We start from the raw sequence: 24173 nt of genomic DNA, 5'->3' as shown, positions 1-24173 counted from the left end.
ACGGCGACCGCTCGCTGCCGATAACGTAATTGTGCCCCAGCGCGCGAAAAAGAAAATTCATCGATGTTATGTTCCAAAAGAGAACATTTATTTTGATGAATGTTCCATAACGGAACGTAAAAGCGCGAGATACCGCAGAATTGCGAGCGACCGCACCCTGAAATGAGGGAAAACAGACAGTGAATAACAGCGTGAACATAAGCGATGAATCGAATATCCCTGAATTTATTCGCGACTCGTGGCTACGCTGCGGCAAAATAATGCAGCGTGATTTCTGGGCGCAACCGCACCGGGCACAGGGACTGACGTTTGATTCGATTTGTCGGCGTAAGACGGCGATGCTCACGCTTGGACAGGCGGCGCTGGAGGACGCATGGGAATACATGGCGCCGCGAAAGTGTGCGCTGTTCATTCTGGATGAGAGTGCGTGTGTGCTGAGCCGCTGTGGCGATCCAAAAACGCTCGGGCAACTGGCGGAACTCGGTTTTGTCGACGGCACCTATTGTGCCGAAAGCATCATTGGCAGTTGTGCGCTGTCGCTGGCCTCTGTCGTAGGGCAACCGGTAAAAACGCTGCCCGATCACCATTTTAAACATGCGCTCGGTGCGTGGTGTTTTTGCTCAACGCCTGTTTTCGACAACCATGGACGCCTCTTAGGATCCATTGCGCTGGGCTGTCCGGCAGATCACGCATCGCCTGCCGATCTGCCATTAACCCTGGCGATTGCGCGTGAAGTGGGAAACTCGCTGCTCACCGACAGCCTGCTTGCCGAATCAAACCGTCATCTCAATCAACTGTACGGTTTGCTGGAGAGCATGGATGACGGCGTGATGACCTGGAACGCGCAGGGCAGTCTGCAATTCATCAATGCTCAGGCGGCACGGCTACTGCATCTTGATGTGACGGCTGCCCATGGCAAAAACCTCAATGAACTCCTGACGCTGCCCAGCGTGCTGGTGCGTGCGATCCGCCATCAGCGCCCGCTGCATCATGTTGAGGCGACATTTGAAAGCCAGCATCAGTTCATTGATACCGTGATTACTCTCAAACCGATTGTCGAAACGCAGGGCACCAGTTTTATTCTGCTGCTGCATCCGGTGGAGAAGATGCGCCAGTTGATGACCAGTCAATTAGGTAAAGTGAGCCATACCTTCGCGCAAATGGCGCAGGACGATCCGCAGACCCAGCGTGTCGTTCATTTTGGCCGTCAGGCGGCGCGGGGCAGTTTTCCGGTGTTGTTATGCGGCGAAGAGGGCGTGGGTAAAGAGTTGCTGAGTCAGGCAATTCATAATGCCAGCGAACGGGCAGAAGGCCCGTATATTGCGGTGAACTGTCAGCTGTATGCCGATCAGGTACGGGATTTTATCGCCAGTACGGCGGATGATGACAGCGAAGGGCGGTTGAGCCGCCTGGAACTGGCGCACGGCGGTACGCTGTACCTGGAAAAAATTGAGTATCTGGCGCCAGAACTGCAGTCGGCGTTGTTACAGGTGATTAAACAAGGGGTGATCACTCGCCTGGACGCGCGGCGGGTGGTGCCAGTTGACGTGAAAGTGATTGCCGCCACAACGGTGGATCTGGCGCGGCTGGTGGAACAAAACCGCTTTAGCCGCCAGCTCTATTACGCGTTGCACGCCTTTGAAATAATGATTCCACCGCTGCGACAGCGGCGTAACAGCATTCCTTCGCTGGTGAATCACCGCCTGCGTCGCCTGGAAAAACGCTTTTCGACCCGCCTGTTTATGGATGACGATGTGCTGACTCCGCTGATTGCCTGCGACTGGCCGGGGAATGACTTCGAGCTCAACAGTGTCATTGAAAATACGGCGCTGAGAAGTGACAACGGGCGTATTCACCTGAACCATCTGCCGGAATATCTCTTTAACGAGCACCGTGCCTCAGAACCCGCGACCGATCGTTTCTCTGCCAGCGTCGCTTTCAGTGATATTGAGAAAGACGCCATTATTCACGCGGCAAGGGTGACCGGTGGGCGGATTCAGGAGATGGCCAGCCTGCTGAAAATTGGCCGCACCACCTTGTGGCGAAAAATGAAATTGTACCATATCAACGCGGCTCATTTTAAGTTGAGCTCCTGATACGCGGGATTGTTGCCAGGAATTTTAAGCGATTCCCGTCAGGCGTCGGTTAAAACCAGACAATGACAAAACTGCCATTTTCGCGGCGTCGAATCGAAGCCGTTTTGCCTTTACGTGTCAGTTCAGCGATACGCTGTCTGGCGATGTCACTATCCTCTTCATGCAGTTGGCTGAGCAGAATTTCAGGCGTATCCATGAGCTTTCGCATTTGCACAGGATTCAAGCGTTTCTGCATCTGAAGACGTCCGAACTGAAATTGGTCAATGTGCTTTTGTATTTCCACACTGACTTCATCGTAGCTGTTTTTAATCATGGAGGCGGTTGGTAGCCTGATGTCGTGCCGGTATTTTTTATCACGGTTATTACGTAATACGGCGGTTTCTATTTTCTCGGCGACTTTCTCCGCCAGGATCTCCAGCCTCTGGCCAGTGCGCCTTTTCCAGCGGTACCAGGAGAGTTCGCACGATTTTTCCTGGTGCCATTCAAGATAAGCTTCTTGCAGAAGCGCCAGCCCATAAACATATTTAATTCCCTGGGCCAGGTTATCAATTTTTATCAGGCGTGCACTCTGGAGCAGTCGAAGGTCCGCAAAGTCGGGCTCGTTAAGTTTTGATGCCGATGAGATCCGCATAAATGTGCTCTGGTCACAGGCTAACTGTTTTTCAGCTTCGAGATTCGCGTTATGTCCCCGGCTTAACTGATAGCGGACATGTTCCACGATTTCATCGACATGCGCTTGTGTCATGTCCGGATTAAGACGTATAGAAAAATTAAGTTCGTTTTTAATTTCAACATGACGTTGGGGTGAATAATTGTCCTGGAATTGCATCATCATGACCTCTTCCATTTCCGCTTTTGAGATATCAGGCGAAAAGGGGACGGCATGGCGGTAATAAGCATTTTCAGGGATGTCAACTTGCTCAGTCGCGTAATGAAAAGAGATGGGCAAATAGCTGTCATAAGAGCGGATATGGTCGGTAACGGATACGGGAGATGTGATTTGAGTAATATACCCGCCGTCAAAAAAATCGTCCCATACTCTGTCAAAACCACTCTTTTCCTCCCATCGTTGTAGCTCACGATAGAGGGAAATATAGTCATGCCAGTGGATCAGTAACGCGGGGGGATAGCGATAGGGGATGCTGGACTGAAAGGTTTTATAGTTATTAAAGATGCCGTTAACCCCTTTCTTTAGCTGAGTGCTCAATTTATCGTCTGGCTCTTCTATTGAACGCTTAAGGTAGTCTACGCCGTTTTGCATACGGGTTTTGAGTGCAGCCATCGGTGGGCGGACGACCACACAGTCAAAAATTTCTTCTTTGAACCGATTGAGGGTCTCGCTATCTGTGTAATCACTAAGAAACTGGAATGTACGCGAGATGTCCGCGTAAATCTCGATGATACGTGTGAACTCCTCCGGGAACTGTTTGATCACCGCCAGCTTATAGACCTCCTTTGCCAGAAGATCCCGGATGGCAGAGAGCGCATTCTTTCTGTTGTTTTCCAGTATTTTTCCCATTTGATACTCACTCTGTTCTCGCTGCCCTAAACCGCAAAATGTAGCGTAAGTAATTATGCAATAACAGGCGCTATTTTATCGGTTAAATGAGGATTTATTGCGAAAAATGGATGGGTATATTTTCCTCCGGGAAGCGCAGAATGCCCTGGCCCGAGGTCTTACAGCATCGCTGCGTTTTAAACGTGAACGAGTAAAAAGAGGTAGTAATCAATGAGTAACAATACGAACATCCATGTCTTTACCGATGAGACGCTGGCCGAGCATGACTTTGAAATTGCGGTAAAAGTGAATCAGGCAACCACAAAGCATGTTGCGAGACAAATGGTGCGGATGACCGCGCCGCAGCAGGTACGTGCTCAGTCGCATCGGGGCATCGAGGAGTTGATGTTTGATGAACAAACGCTGGACACGATTCTGGCGCATATTCCTCGCTGACTTGCGGAAAGCTCGGTTTGCGATGTGCTGCAATTATCCGTAGAGCCATGTCATCCAGAATGATGTTGAAAGTTGCTACAAAGGGTACCCATGACGGGTGCCCTTTGTGCGATCTGCAGTCTGGTACCAGGGAGACGGGTCTGTTCTGAACGGTGAGTCCAACGGGTCGATGGACACTATCCCTGATACCCGGCTAAATATGCTTCGTTATAACAACGTGATAAGGTTAAAAACCTGCCATAATGGCAGATTCCTTTCATTCTTAATTAGAGGTTTGCAACGTTATGATAGACTTTTTGAACATCATCGTCATCTTCAAGGGCATTAACAAGACCTTCAAAGATTTCTAAATCTTCTGGTGAAAGTTCAACTTCAGATTGAGCAATCATTTCTAATTCTGTTGTTGAGAATTCGGTAATACCTGCTGCTTTTAGCGCTGCAATTCCTTTGTGAAGGTCTGTAGGTTCAGTATAAATAACGATGTTTCCTTCTTCTTCGGTTACATCGCGAACATCAACTTCAGCTTCAAGCAAAATTTCAAAAATATGGTCAGGGTCTGTTCCTTTAAATACAATCACGCCAGTATTGTCAAACATATAGCTTACAGAACCTGCCGCGCCGATATTGCCGCCTTTTTTATTGAAAATTGTGCGGACATTAGCAATCGTACGGTTAACATTCGACGTTAACGTTTCAGCGATAACCATTGCACCATTGGGGCCAAAGCCTTCATAACGCCCTGGCACGAACGTTTCATCTCCGCCACCTTTAGCTTTATCAATGGCTTTATCAATAACGTGTTTTGGGACCTGTGCTTGTTTTGCACGTTCAATAACGAACTTTAAAGATGTGTTTAATTCAGGGTCTGGTTCACCTTGTTTAGCCGCGGCATAGATTTCTACACCGAACTTTGCATATACGTTAGATGTTGCACCGTCTTTAGCCGTTTTTTTAGCAACAATATTGGCCCATTTACGTCCCACTGGAATAGTCCCCTCGAAAATTTAATCACAAAGCATACAGGTTAATAACCTGCGTGCTTTTCCTCGCACATTATATCATGATATGTAAATTCTCGTCTATGAGAAATAAAAATATCCCATTTCATGGAGTGTTGTTTTAATACTATCAATTGTTAATATTATGGATAAACTATATTCGAAATGTTTCTGATTCTTTTTCTATTCTTAATTGTTGAACCGCAGCAATAATACATACGACAAGAGAAACAAAAGTGATTAACCTGGCAAAATACCTTTTTAAAGGCTTTCGATAACGCATTAACTAAACAGCTATCAAAAATGCTGGATTTGGCATTGTGCAGGCCACAGGAGAGATCGGATTATGAAGGTTGTCATTTCAAATGGCATTCATGCAAGTACCGCCTTCGCCTTATATAACACGTTCACGTCTGCTGTTGGCTCGCAGAGGATAGACTGGCTGGTCCTCAGGTCTGCTATGAACGATAAACGAAGGTCAGAAGCGCCTGAAAACTCGCTATTAGAAGAAATACTCTTCATTAACTACACCATGAAATACCTTTTGGTGATAGGGTTATATTTCTCATAACAGGAGATAAAACTAATGATTGTAAGAACCTGGCACGGCTGCGTTCCACTTGAACATGCGGATGGCTTTGCTATGCATCTGGAGAAAACAGGAGTAGAGCATTCAAAGAGCATCCCAGGAAACATAGGCGCGTTTGTTCGCAGAGAAACGCAGGGTGGTTGGGAACATTTTTTTCTTGCTACCTACTGGCAGGATCTCCAGTCGGTGAAGGCGTTTGCTGGAGAAAACTATCACGTGGCGGTCACCTACCCGGATGACGAAGAATTTGAACTACTTTCTGATCCTTACGTTTTCCAGCATGTTGTTGAGTCCGTCTCACCCCTTTAATCCCATGTCGGGGCAACCTGTCTGTAACCCGGAAGTTGAATAACACCCGTACTAATTACTATCAGCAACGTCCGCTCATGGCACATAGCCGACGTGATATTGATTTCCCCTGGCGACGAGTTTTGCCCAACATTTCAAAGAAAATGTGGGCAGCATGTCGATGGACTACCCTATGCGTTAGCGCATGTTGTTGGCCTGCGATCGTCTGAAAAATACCGAAACATCGTCGTACTGATTGCCAACGCGTTGGATTACGAGTCTGACAGTGCGTTTGGTAAAGTCTTTAAACGTCTGATGGGCTGTTCATCCAGATTGCACCGCCAGGTAAGCGGCAGCAATTAAAAATCCACGCCAGGCGTGGATTTAGAGGGAATGCGAGAGCAGGGGATTAGTGTTCACGCCTTGCCATCAACAGTGCCAGGTCGACGAGGCGGTTGGAGAATCCCCATTCATTGTCATACCACGCCAGAATTTTGACCATATTTCCGCCAATCACCAGCGTCGACAGGCCGTCGATAATGGAAGAACGCGGGTCGCCCTGGTAGTCGCTTGAGACGAGTGGTTCATCGCTGTAACCGAGGATCCCTTTCAGTGGTCCCGCTGCGGCGGCTTCACGAAACGCATTATTGACCTCTTCCGTCGTCACATCCCGCTCAAGCGTTACGGTTAGATCGACAATGGAAACCACCGGAACCGGTACGCGCAGCGAGTAACCGGTCAAACGACCATCCAGCTCAGGAATGACTTTGCCAAGCGCCTTCGCGGCACCGCTGGAGTAAGGCACAATCGACAATGCGGCAGCGCGAGCGCCACGAAGGTCTTTTTCCGGCTGGTCATGCAGCGCCTGACTGTTGGTATAGGCGTGGGTGGTGTTCATCAGACCATGCTTAATACCGAAATGCTGGTGCAGAACCTGCGCGGCAGGTGCCAGACCGTTAGTGGTGCAACTACCGTTGCTGACCACGACGTGTTTATCCGGGGAGTAGAGGCCATCGTTAACGCCCATCACGATGGTTAAATCTTCGTTTTTACCGGGGGCGGAGATAATCACGCGCTTTGCGCCACCGCTGTGGATATGCACCGCTGCTTTGTCACGGTCAGTGAAGAAGCCGGTTGCTTCAATAACAATATCAACTTCGCTTTGACGCCATGGGATGTTGGCGGGGTCGCGTTCGCTGAACACGGTAATGGGTTTACCGTCAACGACAAGCTGCCCTTCACCGGCGGTGACGTCGGCATCGAGTTTTCCGAGCAGCGAATCGTATTTCAGCAGATGCGCCAGTGTCTTACTGTCTGTCAGATCGTTGATTGCCACAATCTGAATATCCGGGTTACCCAGCGCTGCACGCAGTACGTTGCGTCCGATACGGCCAAAACCGTTAATACCGACCTTTACCATGATCAACTCCTTATCTGTTGTCTCTGAAGGTAATGTAGGTCGGTCATCAGTTGGCGTAAATGACAAAAAAGGATCACTTTACGCCATTTTACGACAGTGAAAGCGCTGACGATATTCTCCCGGCGTGAGCTGGAGCTGTTTCTCAAACAGTCTCCGTAGGTTAATGCTGCTGCCAAATCCCGTTTGTTCAGCGATACGATCCAGCGTCTCGTTGGTCTGCTCCAGACGCTGTCGTGCAGCAGCCAGACGGGCTTCGGCGACGTAACGGGCCGGCGAAGCGCCGGTTTCCCGGGTAAACACGCGGGTGAAATTACGCGGGCTCATGGCGACTTTTGCCGCCAGTTTATCCACACTGAGGTCGGCGGTGAGGTTTTCGAGCAGCCAGGCCTGTAGATCGCTAATGGGGCCCTGGGTACTGCTCTGCTGAAGGTTGTAGCGGCTAAACTGCAACTGGCCTCCGGGTCGGCGCAGGTACATGACGAAGTCCTGAGCGATGTCGCGTGCCAGACTGAAGCCGTAGTCCTCTTCAACCAGGGCAAGCGTCAGGTCAAAGCCGGAACTGACTCCGCCTGACGTCCAGATGTGTTCGTCCTGAATGTAGAGCGGACCGCCTTCGACGCGCACCTGAGGGAATTCTGCCTGCATGGTTTCCAGTAGCTTCCAGTGGGTGGTGGCTCGTCTGCCGTCCAGCAGTCCGGTTTGCGCCAGCAGCATCGCGCCGCCGCAAATGGATGCAATGCGGCGGGCATGGGGAGCGGCAAGGCGCAGCCAGTCAACCACTGCAATCCCTTCCTGCGGATTTTGACCTCTGCCGGTGATAATGATGGTATCCAGAGGCTCACGAGGGTCAATTTCATGCAGGCGATGATCTGCCAGTAAATTTAAACCAGACTGACCATGGATCACCTGATGCGGTTGAGTTGTTGCTAACTGCACCTGGTAACAGATGTCCGTAGCACCTTCCGGATGCAGGCGATTGGCCTGCATCAGAATGTCGGCAATACCAGCGGATTCAAACAGCATACCGCCATCGGGGACAATGATGAGTATCTTCTTCATGTCCTGAAAAGTAATCTTTTTACAGAATAAGTCAACAGCACAGACGCAGATGGAAGCGGTCTTATCCCTGCCGCAGAGACTGTCCCGCCTCTGACCGCCAGTAAACGGGCGGTGAATCGTGACAATAAGCGGCGAAGAGAGGGTCAATCAATTCATCAGGCTGGCGTAGAGGCATTCGCGGTGGTCCTGACCCCCGACAGAGGCATTACTGACATTGGCGTTTACTCAACGGGCAACCGGCATTGCGGCGCCATGCGCCGGGGGCCTGACCATACTGACGCTTGAAGCTGCGGTTGAATGACTGCTGAGAGTCAAAGCCCAACGCGATCGCCACGTTCAAAATCGGTTCGTCGCTGTGGGTTAAGCGTTCAACCGATTTTCGCAGCTTTTGCGCGCGAATATACCCGGCGATGGGATAACCCGTATGTTCTTTGAAGATGCGCTGAAGGTGCCATTTCGAATAACCGGCTCGTCTGGAAACGGTGTCGATGTCCAGGCGGTTATCAAGGTTGTTATTAATCCAGTCGAGTAAATCGTGAATAAATGCGCCAGTGTTCATCTCGCTTCCCCCGGGCTGCGTATCAAAAAGCATCTTTATCTGTTGCATTTAAAGGTGGCTCCTTTTGAAAATAATTGCAAGTTTTATTGTTACATTTAAATCCCTACCTGAAACAAGTCTTTTCACATCCGCTCAAATAGCACATAAAGTGCAACAATTATTCTTGCACTTAATTAAGCGCCTTCCTACAATCGCCGCGATAGTGTATTTGCAACTGTTACAGTTTTGTGGCGATGAACGACACAAATGGCCTTAAGTCAGCTACCGGACAAAGGAGGTGGCGCGGCGTCTCCCGCAGCGTCTTGCCCGGCGGCTACCAATACCGGAATAAAAATAATGAGCCTGCAAAAAACCTGGGGTAATGTTTATCCGAGCGCGCTGGGGGCGATGTTGCTCTCTATGTTGCTTGTCGGATGTGATAACAGCGTCGCGCAAAACGCCGCGCCGCCTGCGCCCGCCGTCAGTGCTGCTGACGTGGTCGTAAAATCCATTAGCCAGTGGGATAGCTTTAACGGTCGGATTGAAGCGGTGGAGAGCGTCCAGCTACGCCCCCGCGTCTCTGGTTACATTGATAAAGTGAATTACACCGACGGTCAGGAAGTGAAAAAGGGCGAGGTGCTGTTCACGATTGATGACCGAACCTATCGCGCGGCGCTGGAACAGGCGCAGGCGAACCTGGTAAGAGCTAAAACGCAGGCAAGCCTGGCGCGAAGTGAGGCAAACCGCACCGATAAACTGGTCAACACGAATGTGGTATCCCGCGAAGAGTGGGAGCAGCGCCGTTCGGCCGCCACCCAGGCGCAGGCCGATATTCGCGCTGCCCAGGCGGCGGTTGACGCCGCGCAGCTGAATCTGGACTTCACCAAAGTCACCGCGCCTATTGACGGTCGCGCCAGCCGGGCGCTGATCACCAGCGGGAACCTGGTGACTGCGGGCGACAGCGCCAGCGTCCTCACCACGGTGGTCTCGCAGAAGACGGTTTACGTCTATTTTGACGTGGACGAGTCAACCTATCTCCACTATCAAAATCTGGCCCGCAGCGGGCAGGGGGTGTCCAGTCATCACACGGCGCTGCCGGTTGAGATTGGCCTGACGGGCGAGGAGGGCTATCCCCATCAGGGCAAAGTGGACTTCCTGGATAACCAGCTGACGCCGAGTACCGGCACCATCCGTATGCGCGCGCTGCTGGATAACGCGCAGCGTCAGTTCACACCGGGACTTTTTGCCCGCGTACGCCTGCCGGGTAGCGCGGAATTCAAAGCCACGCTGATTGACGACAAAGCGGTGCTGACCGATCAGGATCGTAAGTACGTGTATATCGTGGATAAAGAGGGTAAAGCACAGCGTCGTGATATTACGCCGGGGCGTCTCGCCGCCGGCTTACGCATCGTGCAGCAGGGACTGAACCCTGGCGACAGAGTCATCGTCGAGGGCTTACAAAAAGTGTTTATGCCGGGTATGCCGGTTAACGCCAAAACCGTTGCCATGACCGCCAGCAGCGCCCTCAACTGATCCCTTGACCTGAGAATCCAACCCATGGACTTTTCCCGCTTTTTCATCGACAGGCCGATTTTTGCCGCCGTCCTGTCGATTCTGATTTTTATCACCGGGTTAATCGCCATCCCGCTGCTGCCGGTGAGCGAATATCCTGACGTCGTGCCGCCAAGCGTGCAGGTGCGCGCGGAATACCCCGGCGCCAACCCGAAAGTGATTGCCGAGACCGTGGCGACGCCGCTGGAAGAGGCGATCAACGGCGTTGAGAACATGATGTACATGAAGTCCGTCGCGGGCTCCGACGGCGTGCTGGTGACCACCGTCACCTTCCGTCCGGGAACCGACCCGGATCAGGCGCAGGTTCAGGTGCAAAACCGCGTTGCGCAGGCCGAAGCGCGTCTGCCGGAAGACGTGCGGCGTTTGGGCATTACCACCCAGAAACAGTCCCCGACGCTGACGCTGGTGGTGCATCTGTTTTCGCCCAACGGTAAGTACGACTCCCTGTATATGCGTAACTACGCCACGCTGAAGGTGAAGGACGAGCTGGCGCGCCTGCCGGGCGTCGGCCAGATCCAGATTTTCGGCTCGGGTGAATACGCGATGCGCATCTGGCTGGATCCCAACAAGGTGGCGGCGCGCGGGCTGACCGCGTCGGATGTGGTGACAGCGATGCAGGAGCAAAACATACAGGTGTCCGCCGGGCAGCTTGGTGCCGAGCCGCTGCCGAAAGAGAGCGATTTTCTGATCTCCATTAACGCCCAGGGCCGTCTGCATACAGAAGAAGAGTTTGGCAATATTGTCCTGAAAACGACGCAGGACGGTACGGTCGTCCGCCTGCGCGACGTGGCGCGTATCGAAATGGGGTCCGGCAGCTATGCGCTGCGTTCCCAGTTGAACAATAAAGACGCGGTCGGGATTGGTATCTTCCAGTCGCCGGGGGCGAACGCCATTGATTTGTCTAACGCGGTACGCGCGAAAATGGACGAACTGTCCACGCGCTTCCCGGCAGATATGAAGTGGGCGGCACCTTACGATCCGACGGTCTTTGTACGTGATTCGATTCGTGCGGTGGTGAAAACGCTACTGGAAGCGGTGGTGCTGGTGGTGCTGGTGGTGATCCTGTTCCTGCAAACCTGGCGCGCGTCGATTATTCCGCTGATCGCGGTGCCGGTTTCGGTGGTGGGTACTTTCAGCATTCTCTACCTGCTGGGCTTCTCGCTGAATACCCTGAGTTTGTTCGGGTTGGTATTAGCCATCGGTATCGTGGTGGACGACGCCATCGTGGTAGTGGAAAACGTCGAGCGAAACATTGAAGAGGGGCTTGCGCCGCTTGCGGCAGCGCATCAGGCGATGCGAGAAGTGTCCGGGCCGATTATTGCGATTGCGCTGGTGCTGTGTGCGGTGTTTGTGCCGATGGCGTTTCTCTCGGGCGTCACCGGGCAGTTCTACAAGCAGTTTGCGGTGACGATCGCGATTTCCACGGTCATCTCTGCCATTAACTCGCTGACGCTCTCTCCGGCGCTGGCGGCTCTGCTGTTAAAACCGCATGGCGCGCCGAAAGATTTCCCGACCCGGCTAATCGATCGTCTGTTCGGCTGGATTTTCCGTCCGTTTAACCGCTTTTTCCACCGCAGCTCGAACGGCTATCAGGGGCTGGTGGGTAAAACGCTGGGACGACGCGGCGCGGTATTTGCGGTGTATCTGCTGCTGCTTTGTGCCGCAGGCGTCATGTTTAAAGCGGTGCCCGGCGGGTTTATCCCGACGCAGGATAAGCTGTATCTGATTGGCGGCGTGAAAATGCCGGAAGGTTCGTCGCTGGCGCGCACCGACGCGGTGATCCGCAAAATGAGCGAAATCGGGATGAATACCGAAGGCGTGGACTATGCGGTTGCGTTCCCGGGGCTGAACGCGCTGCAGTTCACCAACACGCCGAATACCGGGACGGTCTTCTTCGGCCTGAAGCCGTTCGATCAGCGTAAACATTCCGCGGCGGAAATTAACGCGGAGATCAACGCGAAAATTGCGCAAATTCAGGAAGGTTTTGGCTTCTCCATTCTGCCGCCGCCGATATTAGGGTTGGGGCAGGGCTCCGGGTATTCGCTGTATATCCAGGATCGCGCAGGTCTGGGTTATGGCGCGCTGCAAAACGCGGTGAATACCATGTCCGGGGCGATTATGCAGACGCCGGGAATGCATTTTCCGATCTCAACTTATCAGGCTAACGTTCCGCAGCTGGATGTACAGGTCGATCGTGATAAGGCGAAAGCGCAGGGCGTGTTGCTGACCGACCTTTTCGGTACGCTGCAAACCTATCTGGGCTCGTCGTACGTGAATGACTTCAACCAGTTTGGCCGTACCTGGCGCGTGATGGCGCAGGCTGACGGGCAGTTCCGCGACAGCGTGGAAGACATAGCCAATTTACGCACCCGTAATAGCCAGGGCGAAATGGTGCCAATTGGCAGTATGGTGAAAATCACGACCACCTACGGGCCGGATCCGGTAATCCGCTACAACGGCTACCCGGCGGCGGATCTGATTGGCGATGCCGACCCGCGCGTGCTCTCGTCTGCGCAGGCGATGACGCAGCTGGACGCGATGTCTAAGCAGATCCTGCCGAACGGGATGAACATTGAATGGACGGATCTGAGCTTCCAGCAGGCCACCCAGGGCAACACGGCGCTAATCGTCTTCCCGGTCGCGGTGCTGCTGGCGTTCCTGGTCCTGGCGGCGCTGTATGAAAGCTGGACGCTGCCGCTGGCGGTGATCCTTATCGTCCCGATGACCATGCTCTCCGCGCTGTTTGGCGTCTGGCTGACCGGGGGTGATAACAACGTGTTCGTGCAGGTGGGACTGGTAGTGCTGATGGGGCTGGCCTGTAAAAACGCGATTCTTATCGTAGAGTTTGCCCGCGAGCTGGAAATTCAGGGCAAAGGCATTATGGAAGCCGCGCTGGAGGCGTGCCGCCTGCGTTTACGTCCGATTGTGATGACCTCCATCGCCTTTATTGCCGGGACTATTCCGCTGATCCTCGGCCACGGCGCGGGCGCAGAAGTGCGCGGCGTCACCGGGATCACGGTCTTCTCCGGGATGCTGGGCGTGACGCTGTTTGGTCTGTTCCTGACGCCGGTGTTTTACGTGACGCTGCGTAAGTTCGTTACGCGCGGTAAACCGATAAGGGATGTTTTGCCGGTTTCTTAAGGAATTGCACATAACATAAAACCGCCTTCACCGTTAAGGCGGTTTTTTGCGGTTAAGGAAATAATTAATGCGCTTTTTTAGACTGGGTATCAATCTCAGGGACCGGATCGCACCCGCTGGTATCGGCTTTTTTGACCTTCTCCAGCGCGCTTGCCACGGTATGGCGAGCTAATACCTCTAACGAAGCTTGCTCCGCTTCATCGGCGATAGATTTGAAGTACCAGCAAGCGTTGGCGCTGACCACGCAGCGAGCCGGTACGTCAGGACGCGATGCCCATAGCTTTTTATCTTCAATAACAGAAAGGTAGATATCACGCAGGGTGATCTCTTCCGCCGGGCGACCAAGATGAATAGAACCGTTGCGGCCAAGCGTTGAGACGATGATACCGTCTCGCGTGAGCGGAACCATTAATTTGCGAATAAAGCTCGGATTTGCTTCCAGACCATAGGCCAGAATTGCACTTGTCGAACGTTCACCCGATTGCTCCGCCATCGCTACGCTGAGAACCATCTGCAAAGCTGTCGGGAAGCGGTAATCTAACATTTTATTGTCCTGGGTTGCGGTGAATCTTGTTCTTTTTGGCACCGCGGAGGTGGATAATCAGTAAGCATCAATATAACAAAAACGGTAATTTTTTTGAAGCAGTCAACATTTGACCTGACATGCCAGACGAACAGCCTGGGATCTCAGTCCAGAGAATCAGACACTGAAACGATGTTATCGAACCAAAGGAGTGAAACCCTGTTTTACACATTGTTATAAACCCAGATGACGTCAGATAATTCTGTGCTGAACGTGGTTTGTATTCGTTATAGCCATACTCATATTTAGTGGTGAGTTTCATTGCCTGAACAATATCGCCGAATCTGCGTTCACTTATAACACCAAATGTACGCTATACGTAGGGGGGAAAAATATCATCAATTCAGGTCTGTGGAGTAAAAATATCAGTCTATCCTTTCTGAAACTTTCAATGGATTAAAGCCTGTCGTTTAAGAATAGTGGTGTTTTCTTTTTATCGGAATACGTTAGTATCAATGTTAACTATTTTCGATGCAATTAATGGAAGTGGGTTGAGGGGGTATCATTAGATTAATATGGAATCGGTTGTTGTTTTTTTATTCTTTTGTTTCCAGTATGAAATTATGCGATAAAAACTGAGTTGTCTTTTTCAATTAAAAAACAACAAGATACGGTTTATTTTACACGCGATTTCCTGTCTCGTTTCACAATGTCAATGTTTTTCTAAGAGAATGGTCACGTTAAAGTCCTCTCCCTTTCTGCCGATAGATACGCTGGCACATGTTTAAAACATGATCAATTTCAATATGTTAGCTTGACTCCGACCTTAAGTCGAACGCTCCCGGCATTGTTCTGGTTTTTTCAACGGGTGGCAGGGAAAAGGTGACTTTTTTTGTATGAGATAGCAAATGAAAATAAATGATTTTGGTGTTGGTACCCGAATGGGAGTTGGCTTCAGTATTGTTCTCACCCTTGTCGTTATTATGGCTGTAACGGGGATCGTTAAATTAAATGGCATATTGAAAGAAACCCATGCTATTACGGACAGGTTGTTGGTGCTGGAGCGACTCACGGGGGCGTGGGGGGCGGCAATTGACTATAATGGTGCGATGGGGCTATCTGTACTGACTTCCTCTGATGATGGAATTAAAAAATTTGCCCAGTCAAAGATGAAGGTAATGTCAGAGCGGGTGAGTGCCATTCAGAAGGAACTGGCAGAATTAATTGTCTCTGATACGGGTAAGTCACTCCTGGCGACCGTGGGGGATAAAAGAAAGCTGTACATCGATATCCGCAATGAGGCGATTCGCATCAGTGAACAAGGGAATGGTGATGCCACCAATGCATTTATTCGCCAGAAACTCATTCCCGCCATGGAGGTCTATTCCGGCAGCGTAAAAGCACTGGAAAATTACGATAAAGCACAAATTGATGAAGCCAGTGGGTCCATTCAGGAGAATGGCTCGGCGGCAATTCAGGCTCTGATTGTTCTTGGCGTCATCGCTATTGTCGTCGGCAGTCTGTTAGCGTGGTTTATCACACGTGGGATAACTCGCCCATTGCTGTCAGCCGTTAATGTGGCTCGGGAAGTGGCGTCCGGTAATCTGGGTATCGACGTCAAAGTGGAATCCCGAGACCAGCCTGGACAACTGATGCTCTCCCTGAGGGAAATGACAGAGAGTCTGCGTAATACGGTACGCAAGGTTCGTGAAGGGGCCGACAGCATTGCGTTAGCCGCGGCTGAAATTAATAGTGGTAACACCGATCTGGCCTCTCGCACGGAAGAGCAAGCGGCAGGGGTAGAAGAGACTGCCTCGACGCTGGAAGAGCTGACGGCAACTATTAACAATACTGCAGCAAACACGGCGCAGGCGCATCGTTACGTGAGTGAGACAGCCTCTGTCGTGAAACAGAATGGCGCCGTTATGAGTGAAGTGTCTTCCCGGATGCAGGAAATTTACGATTCCTCATCAAAAATGGCGGACATCATCCAGGTTATTGATGGTATAGCCTTCCAGACCAATATTCTGGCACTGAATGCAGCAGTAGAAGCTGCGCGAGCGGGTGAATCCGGACGTGGTTTTGCTGTGGTGGCTGGAGAAGTCCGAACACTGGCACAACGCAGTGCGTCAGCTGCCCGTGAAATTAAGGAATTGATCGATGATTCTGTCTCCCGTATTGCCTCTGGCCGCAATCTGGTTGAAAAAGCAGATGCTGGCATGATGGGAATTGTTTCCAACGTCCAGAACATGACTCAACTGATTGAGGAAATCGCACAAGCGAGTCGGGAGCAGAGTGATGGGATTGCCCAAATCAACAGTGCGATGGGACAGATTGATACCACCACACAGCAAAATGCCGCGCTCGTTGAAGAGTCAGCTGCAGCTGCCTCTTCAATGCAGGAGCAGTCTCGTGTACTCCAGGATATGGTGAGCGTGTTCAGTCTGAATGAGGAAGGAATACAAGCCGCAAACATGACCTCAGAAAAACGTGTTAGTCGCCAGAGGGAGAGGAATAATGGCGAAAAATACGTGGTGTCCAAAAAGATAGCTTCAGAAACAGACAACTGGGAAACGTTCTGAGCACCCTAATACGAAAAATCCACGCAATTGCGTGGATTTTATAGTTTTTTTGTGATTCTCATGAGATTCAGCGAAATCTCATGAGACAACAGAAACGAATTAGACGTTGAACAGGAAGTTCATCACATCGCCATCTTTAACGATGTAATCTTTCCCTTCAGCACGCATTTTACCGGCTTCTTTCGCGCCTTGTTCACCTTTGTAGGTGATGAAGTCGTCAAACGCGATCGTCTGTGCGCGGATAAAGCCTTTCTCGAAATCGGTATGGATTTTACCTGCCGCCTGCGGTGCGGTGGCGCCGACAGGAATGGTCCATGCACGCACTTCCTTCACACCAGCGGTGAAGTAGGTCTGCAGGTTCAGCAGCTTGTAACCAGCACGGATCACGCGGTTCAGGCCCGGTTCTTCCAGCCCCAGTTCCTGCATGAACTCGTCGCGCTCGTCATCGTCGAGTTCAGCGATGTCCGCTTCAACGGCGGCGCACACCGGAACCACGACGGAACCTTCCTTCGCGGCAATTTCACGTACCTGATCGAGATACGGGTTGTTTTCGAAACCGTCTTCGTTCACGTTGGCGATATACATGGTCGGTTTCAGCGTCAGGAAGCTCAGGTAGCGGATCGCCGCTTTATCTTCGTCAGTCAGATCCAGAGAACGCAGCATGCCAGCTTCAGAGAGTTGCGGCAGGCATTTTTCCAGCGCGGCCAGCTCGGCTTTTGCGTCTTTATCGCCGCCTTTGGCTTTCTTCTGTACGCGGTGAATAGCGCGTTCGCAGGTATCGAGATCAGCCAGCGCCAGCTCGGTGTTGATCACGTCGATATCTTCCGCCGGGTTCACTTTGCCCGAAACGTGAATAATGTTGTCGTTTTCAAAGCAGCGCACCACGTGGCCAATCGCTTCGGTTTCACGAATGTTGGTCAGGAACTGGTTACCCAGACCTTCACCTTTGGACGCGCCTTTTACCAGACCGGCAATATCAACAAATTCCATTGTGGTCGGCAGGATACGTTGCGGTTTAACGATCTCAGCCAGCTGCTCCAGACGCGGGTCGGGCATCGGCACGACGCCGGTATTCGGCTCAATCGTACAGAATGGGAAGTTTGCCGCTTCAATACCGGCTTTGGTCAGCGCGTTGAACAGGGTAGATTTCCCGACGTTGGGCAAACCGACGATACCGCATTTGAATCCCATGATTTAAATCACCTTAATATCTTAATAATCAACCTGTTGTAGAAAACAGATTGTAGAAATGGAAATAACTTTGCCTATTATACACAGCGTACGGCAAAAATGCCGCACATCACTGCTTATTGCGCTTTAAAGGCGTGCAATCGATTCGTTGCTTTGGTCAAACCATCTTTGAACCATACTTCAGTGCAACGCGCCGCTTCGTCAATCGCGTCGTCAATTAACTTCTGTTCTGAAACAGGCGGTTTACCTAATACAAAGCCGACAACTTTATTTTTATCGCCCGGATGACCGATTCCGACACGTAAGCGATGAAAGTTAGGGTTATTGCCGAGCTTGCTGATAATGTCTTTCAGCCCGTTGTGTCCGCCATGACCTCCGCCGAGTTTAAATTTTGCCACGCCAGGGGGAAGATCCAGTTCATCGTGGGCCACTAAAATTTCGTCGGGATTGATGCGATAAAAACTCGCCATTGCGCCGACCGCTTTGCCGCTCAGATTCATAAACGTGGTGGGAACTAATAAACGGACATCTTCACCTTCCAGACTGACTCTGGAGGTGTAGCCAAAGAATTTCGGCTCTTCGCGCAGAGGAGCACGCAACCGCTCTGCCAGTAAATCGACGTACCATGCGCCCGCATTATGTCGGGTGGCTGCATATTCAGCGCCGGGGTTCGCCAGGCCGACAATCAGTTTAATCGTCACGTTTTTATCCTGAGTGTTTCAATAACTGGCGCGTAGTTTACTGTCTGTCGCCCCGCTTGACAAAGCACCGTGTCACTTTACCCGGAAACTGAATAATTGCCTTTATTGATTATTAGAAAGTCAAGGTGTTCAGAGGCTTATTTGTAAAGATTTGTTGAATAATGGGGTGTAATTGTGATCGCAGGCGCACTACCAAAGTGGTGTGTTGTCTATACTTTACACATATGGATTAGGGGTATTCCCTGAAGCAACCCAAAAGTTCCGGAGGTGACACATGAAACGCAAAAACGCTTCGTTACTCGGTAATGTGCTCATGGGTTTGGGGTTAGTGGTTATGGTGGTTGGTGTGGGTTACTCCATTTTAAACCAGTTGCCGCAATTTAACCTGCCACAATTTTTCGCACATGGTGCAGTGCTCAGTATCTTCGTCGGCGCCATTTTGTGGCTGGCGGGTGCCCGCGTAGGGGGGCATGAACAAGTCAGCGACCGCTACTGGTGGGTGCGCCATTACGACAAACGTTGCCGCCGTAACGATAATCGTCGTCACAGTTAACGTTCCCTGCAAGATAATGACCAGCCAGCATCAGGCTGACTGGTCACGGTTTGCGATTTCTTTCTCGCGTTATTGTTGTGCGCGTCTTTTCATCCGCAGCATCATCCATAATAACGCCAGCATGATGGCGAGATACCCCATGACGTACATTCCCTGATGTTTTCTCGCCGTCAGGTCGGGATCGGCCGCCCAGGTCAGAAAGGCGGTGACATCCCGTGCGTATTGTTCTTCAGTTTGCGCGACATGCGATTCTGACTGCCATTCGATTTCGCCGTCCGCCAGCGGTTTTGGCATGTTAATCACCCCACCAGGATAATAACGATTCGCCTTCAGTTCTGGGTCATCAGGCAGATAACCGGTTAAGAGCGCGAAGAGGTAATCCGCGCCTTGCTCAGTGTAGGGAATAAACGCGTCCAGCAGAAATTGCGGAAAGCCGCGATCGTAGGTTCGGGCGCGAACGATATAACTTAAATCCACGGGCAGGGCGCCGTTATTCAGGTGTCTCGCTTCCTGATCGTTGAGATAAGGCGAAATAAAGCTGTCGTTCAGGGTGCCGTCCCGCTCACCGGGTTGACCGTCATCCTGAATAATCGGAAAGACATAGCCGCTGGCGAGATTTTTCGCGTCTTCTGTCGTTAGTTCCGGGCCGCCGGGTTTGGTCAGCGTGCGAAACGTCAGGTATTTCATGCCGTGACAGGCCCGACACTTCTCTTCATAGACCTGCAAACCGCGTCGCAATTGCGCCTTATCATATTCTCCGGAGAGACCGCTGAAGCTCCACTCCTGGCGCGTGGGAACAGGCTCTTGCGCGAATGTGGGGCTCATCGCGCAGAGTACCACCCACAGCATGCTGCATCTGAGTAATTGTCTCATCATCTTCAGTCCTGCTTTTCCAGAAAACGACGACAGGGCAGCACCAGTAAAAACCAGGCGAAATAGCCGATTGTCGACAGTTGCGAGACCGCGCGGATCCATCCCTCTTCATTACGAATGCCCTCCGTCAGATCGGGGCCAACCAGGGCTTTTGATCCCAGCCACCCAAGAAAACAGACGTTCAGCACCCACAGCCAGAAACCCCATTTCACCCATTTGCTGTAGTGACGAAAACGTGCGCGGGAGGTATCCAGCCACGGCAGAAAATAGAAGATCAGCACCGCGCCGCACATCGCCACCAGCCCGACGAGTTCGTTCGGGAAGCAGCGCAGAATGGAAAAGAAGGGGAGAAAGTACCACTCCGGGGCAACAATCGCCGGAGTCACCGTGGGATCCGCCGGGATGAAGTTATCCGCGCTGCTCAGATAGTGCGGCGCGAAGAACAAAAACCAGGTGAACAGCATCAGGAATAACGTGATTTTAATAGCATCTGCATCCGTGATTCGGTAATCGAAGAGCAGACGACGAGACGCTTTCTCACTGAAGGCCCGTTTCATCGCGTGAGCAAAGGCCGACTGTACCGTACGGACGTGGAAAATCGTCATCACCACGACCACAACGGGAAGAATAAAGTGCAGGACGTAAAAGCGCCCAAGCGTGGAGGTGCCAGGCGCATAGCCGCCTACCAGCAAGGTATACAACCCGTCGCCCACTACCGGAATAGCGCGGGCGAAACTGGTGATCACCGTCGCTGCCCAGTAGCTCTTTTGCCCCCAAATCAGGCTGTAGCCAAGAAACGCGGTGATCATCAGCAGCACGTACAACGTGACGCTAACCATCCACATCGTCACATACGGTCTGCGGTAGACGCTGTAATACATGCCACGGAAAATATGCAAATAGCAGGCAAAGAAAAACAGCGATGCGCCGATGGCGTGCATATTGCGCAGCAACGCTCCGTGACTGACCGCGCGCATGATGTGGATGATGGAATCAAACGCCAGCGATGTCGTCGGGACGTAAAACATCGCCAGCACGATACCGGTCAGGATCTGTATTCCCAGCATCACCAGCAGGATCGCACCAACGGCAAACAGCCATACACCGGCGATGGAGCGCGGGAAAGGAATGCGCCAGCGGATCATCTCACACGTCCTTAGCGCCTATACGCACGGTCAGACCATCAGGATGAAAGGCAAACTCAGGAACGGCCAGATTAGTGGTTGCGGGGCCGCGGGTGACCCGTCCGGACGTATCAAACTCCGAACCGTGACACGGGCAAATCCAGCCCTGTCCACCGGGTCTGGTATTGGGAACACAGCCGGCATGCGGACAATACCCCTGAACAACCAGCCACTGCGGATAGTCAGACGCGACCCGTTCGCTGTCCGATTGCGGATCGACAAGCGTGCTGTGGTCACCCGTGCGGGCCGCGACGATCTCTTCCGGCGTGCGATGATGGATGAGGATCAGCTTCCCTTGCCAGATGCGTCTGAGGGTTTGTCCTGCGGCGATCCCCGCCAGCGAGACGTCTATCGGCTCATTTTCTCCGCGCGTTGTTTCGTCCGGACCTAATGCGGAAATTAACGGCCAGACGGCGGCGGTCACTCCCGCTGCGCCAACAAATTTTGTCAATTTGCACAGGCAGTTGCGTCGTTGCTGCTGAATGTCTTTATCCGGCTGTTTGTTCTCCACCACCACAGCGCTCTCCCTTACTGTTTATCAATACGCGAATAGATATCCTGAAAGCGCTTATTAGCGATCCCGGGGGCCGTAAACGCGCGATAGCTGTCCGGCAGGGTGGCGTTGCCGACTTTAATCAGCATGACCATCCCTTGCGCATAATGCGGGGTGCATTTAATGCCGTAGAAGCCCGCGTTGTCATACTTCACTGCGATCTCCTCATCGATTTTGCCGATAAATCCCGGGTAGCCCGCAGGCGAGAGTTCAGCAATCGAGGCTGCGTTGTGACTCTTATGTTTGCGGATAAATTTCACCGTATCGCCAGGCTGAATCTCCAGGTAGTCTGGCTCATAGACCATGGGGCCTGCTGAACCGCGATTCTTCATCAGTACTTCGTGGGTTTGCGCGAAGGCAGAGGCGGTGAGGAGCAGCAAACACAATACGTTCAGGCTCTTTTTCAGAGAGTTCATGGGGGGCTTCCTTAGGTTTCTTCAGGTCTTTGATAACGAATAAAACAGTTCGCACCATGGCGATCGCGCTCGACGATGGCGTCAATGCCAAACCAGGCGCGGAGATTCTCGCGGGTGAAAATGGTGCAGGGACGGCCCTGCATTTCCAGACGACCGGCGTTCATCACGATGATGCGATCGCAGAACATGGCAGCATGATTGAGATCGTGGAGAGCGGCGACAACCGTCAATTTTTCGCGTTTCACCAGACTGAGAAGGCCAATCTGATGTTGAATGTCGAGGTGATTAGTGGGCTCGTCCATCAGTAGCAGTTGTGGCTGCTGAGCGAGCGCGCGGGCAATATGCAGGCGTTGTTTTTCGCCGCCGGAAAAGGTGTGCCAGCAGCGATGGCGAAGATGCTGAAGATCGACTTTCTCCAGCATGGTCTGGACGATATCGTCATCGTTGTCCGACCACGGATTCAGTAGGCTCAGCCACGGGGTTCGCCCCAGCGAGACGGCCTGTATCGCGGTCAGGCGCTCACTGGTTTCTGCCTGCTGCTCAACCAGCGCGACCTGCTGCGCCAGTTGACGACGTGAATAGCGATGCAGCGCTTTTTGCTGCAACAGGATGTGACCGGCGGTGGGCTTCAGCAGACCGGCCAGCAATGAAATCAGCGACGTTTTCCCGGAACCATTGGGGCCGATAATACCGACAAACTCACCCGGCGCCACGCTGAGTGAGACGTCATTGACGATCACTTTGCCTTTCACCTGCCAGTGCAGACTTTTCGCCTGAATTATCGCATCGCGGGTGGCAACCAGAGTCGGTACAGGATTGACGGTCATTTGGTCGGGTTTCCTCTGATCAGGATGATGGAAAACGCGGGCGCACCAACCAGGGCCGTAATAACGCCGATAGGCAGAACTTGTCCGGGGAGAAGCGTGCGGGAGATAACATCGGCGACGATCAGGAAAATGGCGCCGATCAGCGCGCTGACAGGCAGCAAACGATGGTGCTGATTGCCTACCAGCAGACGGGCGGCGTGAGGGATCACCAGTCCCACAAAGCCAATTGCGCCGACGATGGAGACCATAATGGCCGTCATACCCGTTACGGCGGCAATCAGCACGCCACGTGTGCGTTTTACCGGAATCCCCAGTGAGGCGGCGGACTCCGCGCCAAAAGAGAAGGCATCCAGATGGCGGGCATAACAGAAGCATATCGCAACGCCAACTAACGCTGTGGGGATCGCCAGCACCACATCCGGCCAGCGGACGCCGCTCAGATTCCCGAGTAACCAGAACATAATGCCGCGTGCCTGTTCCGCGTTAGCTGAACGGGTGATGATCAGCGAGGTCAGCGCATTGAATAACTGGGAACTGGCAATCCCGGCGAGAATGATTTGCGTCGTCACCCCACCGCCTTGTCTGCCGCCTGCCGCTACCGCCAGAAGGGCCACAAACAAAAAGGCAGTCAGGGCACCGACAAATGCGCCGAACGACATGCTGATCATCCCGGCGCCCAGTCCGGTCAGCGCAACCAGCACCGCACCGGTTGATGCGCCTGCGGAAATGCCCAGCAGATACGGCTCGGCAAGCGCATTGCGCAGTAACGACTGTAAAACCACGCCGGACACGGCCAGGCAGGCGCCACAACTGGCGGAGACCAGCGCACGGGTCAGGCGATAGTTCCAGACGATCCCGGCATCCAGCGCATCAACCGGATAATCGGTATCAAACAGATGGTTTGCCAGCGTGTTGAATACGTGCTGCCAGGGAATAAACGTCTCGCCAATGGCGATCCCTGCCAGCAGGACGCCACACATCAGCACGCTAACCCAGAGGGCGTGGCCGCAAACATTGACTGCCAGCCGACTAACGGCGTGACGTGGCCTGCGTAAATCGCTCATAGTCACCTGCGTTTCGGAGTGCGCAACACGCGCCAGCCCCGTCAGGAACTG

At 52.4% G+C, this 24173-nt stretch carries 21 protein-coding genes; 7 read left to right on the top strand and 14 right to left on the bottom strand.

The features are described from left to right. Window positions 1-191 precede the first annotated feature (191 nt). The gene (dhaR, locus tag C2U53_RS23625) at window positions 192-2096 is read left to right on the top strand and encodes a dihydroxyacetone kinase operon transcriptional regulator DhaR (protein WP_104446912.1); all 1905 of its coding nucleotides are present in this window, start codon (window positions 192-194) and stop codon (window positions 2094-2096) included. A 49-nt stretch (window positions 2097-2145) separates the two neighbouring features. Here dhaR and C2U53_RS23620 read toward each other — a convergent pair whose 3' ends face one another. Next, on the bottom strand, window positions 2146-3615 hold the full coding sequence (locus tag C2U53_RS23620; protein WP_043000455.1) for a hypothetical protein: 1470 nt from the start codon (window positions 3613-3615) through the stop codon (window positions 2146-2148). 210 nt (window positions 3616-3825) lie between these two features. On the opposite strand from C2U53_RS23620, the gene C2U53_RS23615 reads away from it, so the two are divergent. Then, a complete protein-coding gene (locus C2U53_RS23615; protein WP_043000456.1) occupies window positions 3826-4050 on the top strand; it encodes a hypothetical protein in 225 nt (74 codons plus the stop codon). 266 nt (window positions 4051-4316) lie between these two features. Here C2U53_RS23615 and C2U53_RS23610 read toward each other — a convergent pair whose 3' ends face one another. Beyond that, a complete protein-coding gene (locus C2U53_RS23610; RefSeq protein ID WP_043000457.1) occupies window positions 4317-5033 on the bottom strand; it encodes a YebC/PmpR family DNA-binding transcriptional regulator in 717 nt (238 codons plus the stop codon). Window positions 5034-5634: 601 nt separating this feature from the next. Here C2U53_RS23610 and C2U53_RS23600 point away from each other — a divergent pair. Next, window positions 5635-5946, top strand: coding sequence for a hypothetical protein (locus tag C2U53_RS23600; RefSeq protein ID WP_043000459.1), 312 nt, complete (start codon window positions 5635-5637; stop codon window positions 5944-5946). Window positions 5947-6334: 388 nt separating this feature from the next. Here the strand turns inward: C2U53_RS23600 and gap are convergent, their stop codons facing one another. From gap to C2U53_RS23585, 3 genes are all read right to left on the bottom strand, one after another. Then, window positions 6335-7345: a type I glyceraldehyde-3-phosphate dehydrogenase gene (gap, locus tag C2U53_RS23595; RefSeq protein ID WP_043000460.1), complete on the bottom strand. Its 1011-nt coding sequence runs from the start codon at window positions 7343-7345 to the stop codon at window positions 6335-6337. 78 nt (window positions 7346-7423) lie between these two features. After that, window positions 7424-8404, bottom strand: coding sequence for a GlxA family transcriptional regulator (locus tag C2U53_RS23590; RefSeq protein ID WP_043000461.1), 981 nt, complete (start codon window positions 8402-8404; stop codon window positions 7424-7426). Between the two features lie 205 nt (window positions 8405-8609). After that, the gene (locus C2U53_RS23585) at window positions 8610-8963 is read right to left on the bottom strand and encodes a helix-turn-helix domain-containing protein (RefSeq protein ID WP_043001911.1); all 354 of its coding nucleotides are present in this window, start codon (window positions 8961-8963) and stop codon (window positions 8610-8612) included. 336 nt (window positions 8964-9299) lie between these two features. Here C2U53_RS23585 and C2U53_RS23580 point away from each other — a divergent pair, with 336 nt between their 5' ends. Together C2U53_RS23580 and oqxB are read left to right on the top strand one after the other, a co-directional pair. After that, window positions 9300-10475, top strand: a complete 1176-nt coding sequence (locus C2U53_RS23580; RefSeq protein ID WP_104446518.1) for an efflux RND transporter periplasmic adaptor subunit — start codon at window positions 9300-9302, stop codon at window positions 10473-10475. 24 nt (window positions 10476-10499) lie between these two features. Next, window positions 10500-13655: a multidrug efflux RND transporter permease subunit OqxB gene (gene oqxB, locus C2U53_RS23575; RefSeq protein WP_043000463.1), complete on the top strand. Its 3156-nt coding sequence runs from the start codon at window positions 10500-10502 to the stop codon at window positions 13653-13655. A gap of 64 nt (window positions 13656-13719) precedes the next feature. On the opposite strand, the gene C2U53_RS23570 is transcribed toward oqxB, so the two are convergent. Beyond that, window positions 13720-14199: an Rrf2 family transcriptional regulator gene (locus tag C2U53_RS23570; RefSeq protein WP_044257678.1), complete on the bottom strand. Its 480-nt coding sequence runs from the start codon at window positions 14197-14199 to the stop codon at window positions 13720-13722. A gap of 887 nt (window positions 14200-15086) precedes the next feature. On the opposite strand from C2U53_RS23570, the gene C2U53_RS23565 reads away from it, so the two are divergent. Then, window positions 15087-16760, top strand: coding sequence for a methyl-accepting chemotaxis protein (locus C2U53_RS23565; RefSeq protein ID WP_104446517.1), 1674 nt, complete (start codon window positions 15087-15089; stop codon window positions 16758-16760). Between the two features lie 99 nt (window positions 16761-16859). On the opposite strand, the gene ychF is transcribed toward C2U53_RS23565, so the two are convergent. Both ychF and pth read right to left on the bottom strand, forming a co-directional pair. Continuing rightward, window positions 16860-17951, bottom strand: coding sequence for a redox-regulated ATPase YchF (gene ychF, locus C2U53_RS23560; protein ID WP_043000470.1), 1092 nt, complete (start codon window positions 17949-17951; stop codon window positions 16860-16862). A gap of 116 nt (window positions 17952-18067) precedes the next feature. Then, window positions 18068-18652, bottom strand: coding sequence for an aminoacyl-tRNA hydrolase (pth, locus tag C2U53_RS23555; protein ID WP_043000471.1), 585 nt, complete (start codon window positions 18650-18652; stop codon window positions 18068-18070). Window positions 18653-18926: 274 nt separating this feature from the next. Here pth and ychH point away from each other — a divergent pair, with 274 nt between their 5' ends. Beyond that, on the top strand, window positions 18927-19205 hold the full coding sequence (gene ychH / locus C2U53_RS23550) for a stress-induced protein YchH (protein ID WP_012132144.1): 279 nt from the start codon (window positions 18927-18929) through the stop codon (window positions 19203-19205). 69 nt (window positions 19206-19274) lie between these two features. On the opposite strand, the gene C2U53_RS23545 is transcribed toward ychH, so the two are convergent. Genes C2U53_RS23545 through C2U53_RS23520 form a run of 6 tightly spaced genes read right to left on the bottom strand, consistent with a single transcriptional unit; the run spans window position 19275 to window position 24122 of the window. Continuing rightward, window positions 19275-20078, bottom strand: a complete 804-nt coding sequence (locus tag C2U53_RS23545) for a cytochrome c1 (protein WP_044267231.1) — start codon at window positions 20076-20078, stop codon at window positions 19275-19277. 5 nt (window positions 20079-20083) lie between these two features. Next, entirely contained in the window at window positions 20084-21223 is a 1140-nt protein-coding gene (locus tag C2U53_RS23540) for a cytochrome b N-terminal domain-containing protein (protein WP_104446516.1), read from the bottom strand. A gap of 1 nt (window position 21224) precedes the next feature. Beyond that, on the bottom strand, window positions 21225-21776 hold the full coding sequence (gene petA / locus C2U53_RS23535) for a ubiquinol-cytochrome c reductase iron-sulfur subunit (protein ID WP_044257819.1): 552 nt from the start codon (window positions 21774-21776) through the stop codon (window positions 21225-21227). A 14-nt stretch (window positions 21777-21790) separates the two neighbouring features. After that, window positions 21791-22231 carry a pseudoazurin gene (locus C2U53_RS23530; RefSeq protein ID WP_044267213.1) on the bottom strand — a complete coding sequence of 147 codons (441 nt, stop codon included), beginning with the start codon at window positions 22229-22231 and terminating at the stop codon, window positions 21791-21793. 11 nt (window positions 22232-22242) lie between these two features. After that, the gene (locus C2U53_RS23525) at window positions 22243-23058 is read right to left on the bottom strand and encodes an ABC transporter ATP-binding protein (RefSeq protein WP_104446515.1); all 816 of its coding nucleotides are present in this window, start codon (window positions 23056-23058) and stop codon (window positions 22243-22245) included. After that, window positions 23055-24122, bottom strand: coding sequence for an iron ABC transporter permease (locus tag C2U53_RS23520; protein ID WP_043000475.1), 1068 nt, complete (start codon window positions 24120-24122; stop codon window positions 23055-23057). The genes C2U53_RS23525 and C2U53_RS23520 overlap by 4 nt, the downstream gene beginning before the upstream one ends. Window positions 24123-24173 lie beyond the last annotated feature (51 nt).

Origin of the sequence: Citrobacter sp. CFNIH10 (assembly GCF_002934585.1) — a bacterium.
GTDB lineage: Bacteria > Pseudomonadota > Gammaproteobacteria > Enterobacterales > Enterobacteriaceae > Citrobacter_A > Citrobacter_A amalonaticus.
This window is presented reverse-complemented; position numbering and strand designations above follow the sequence as displayed.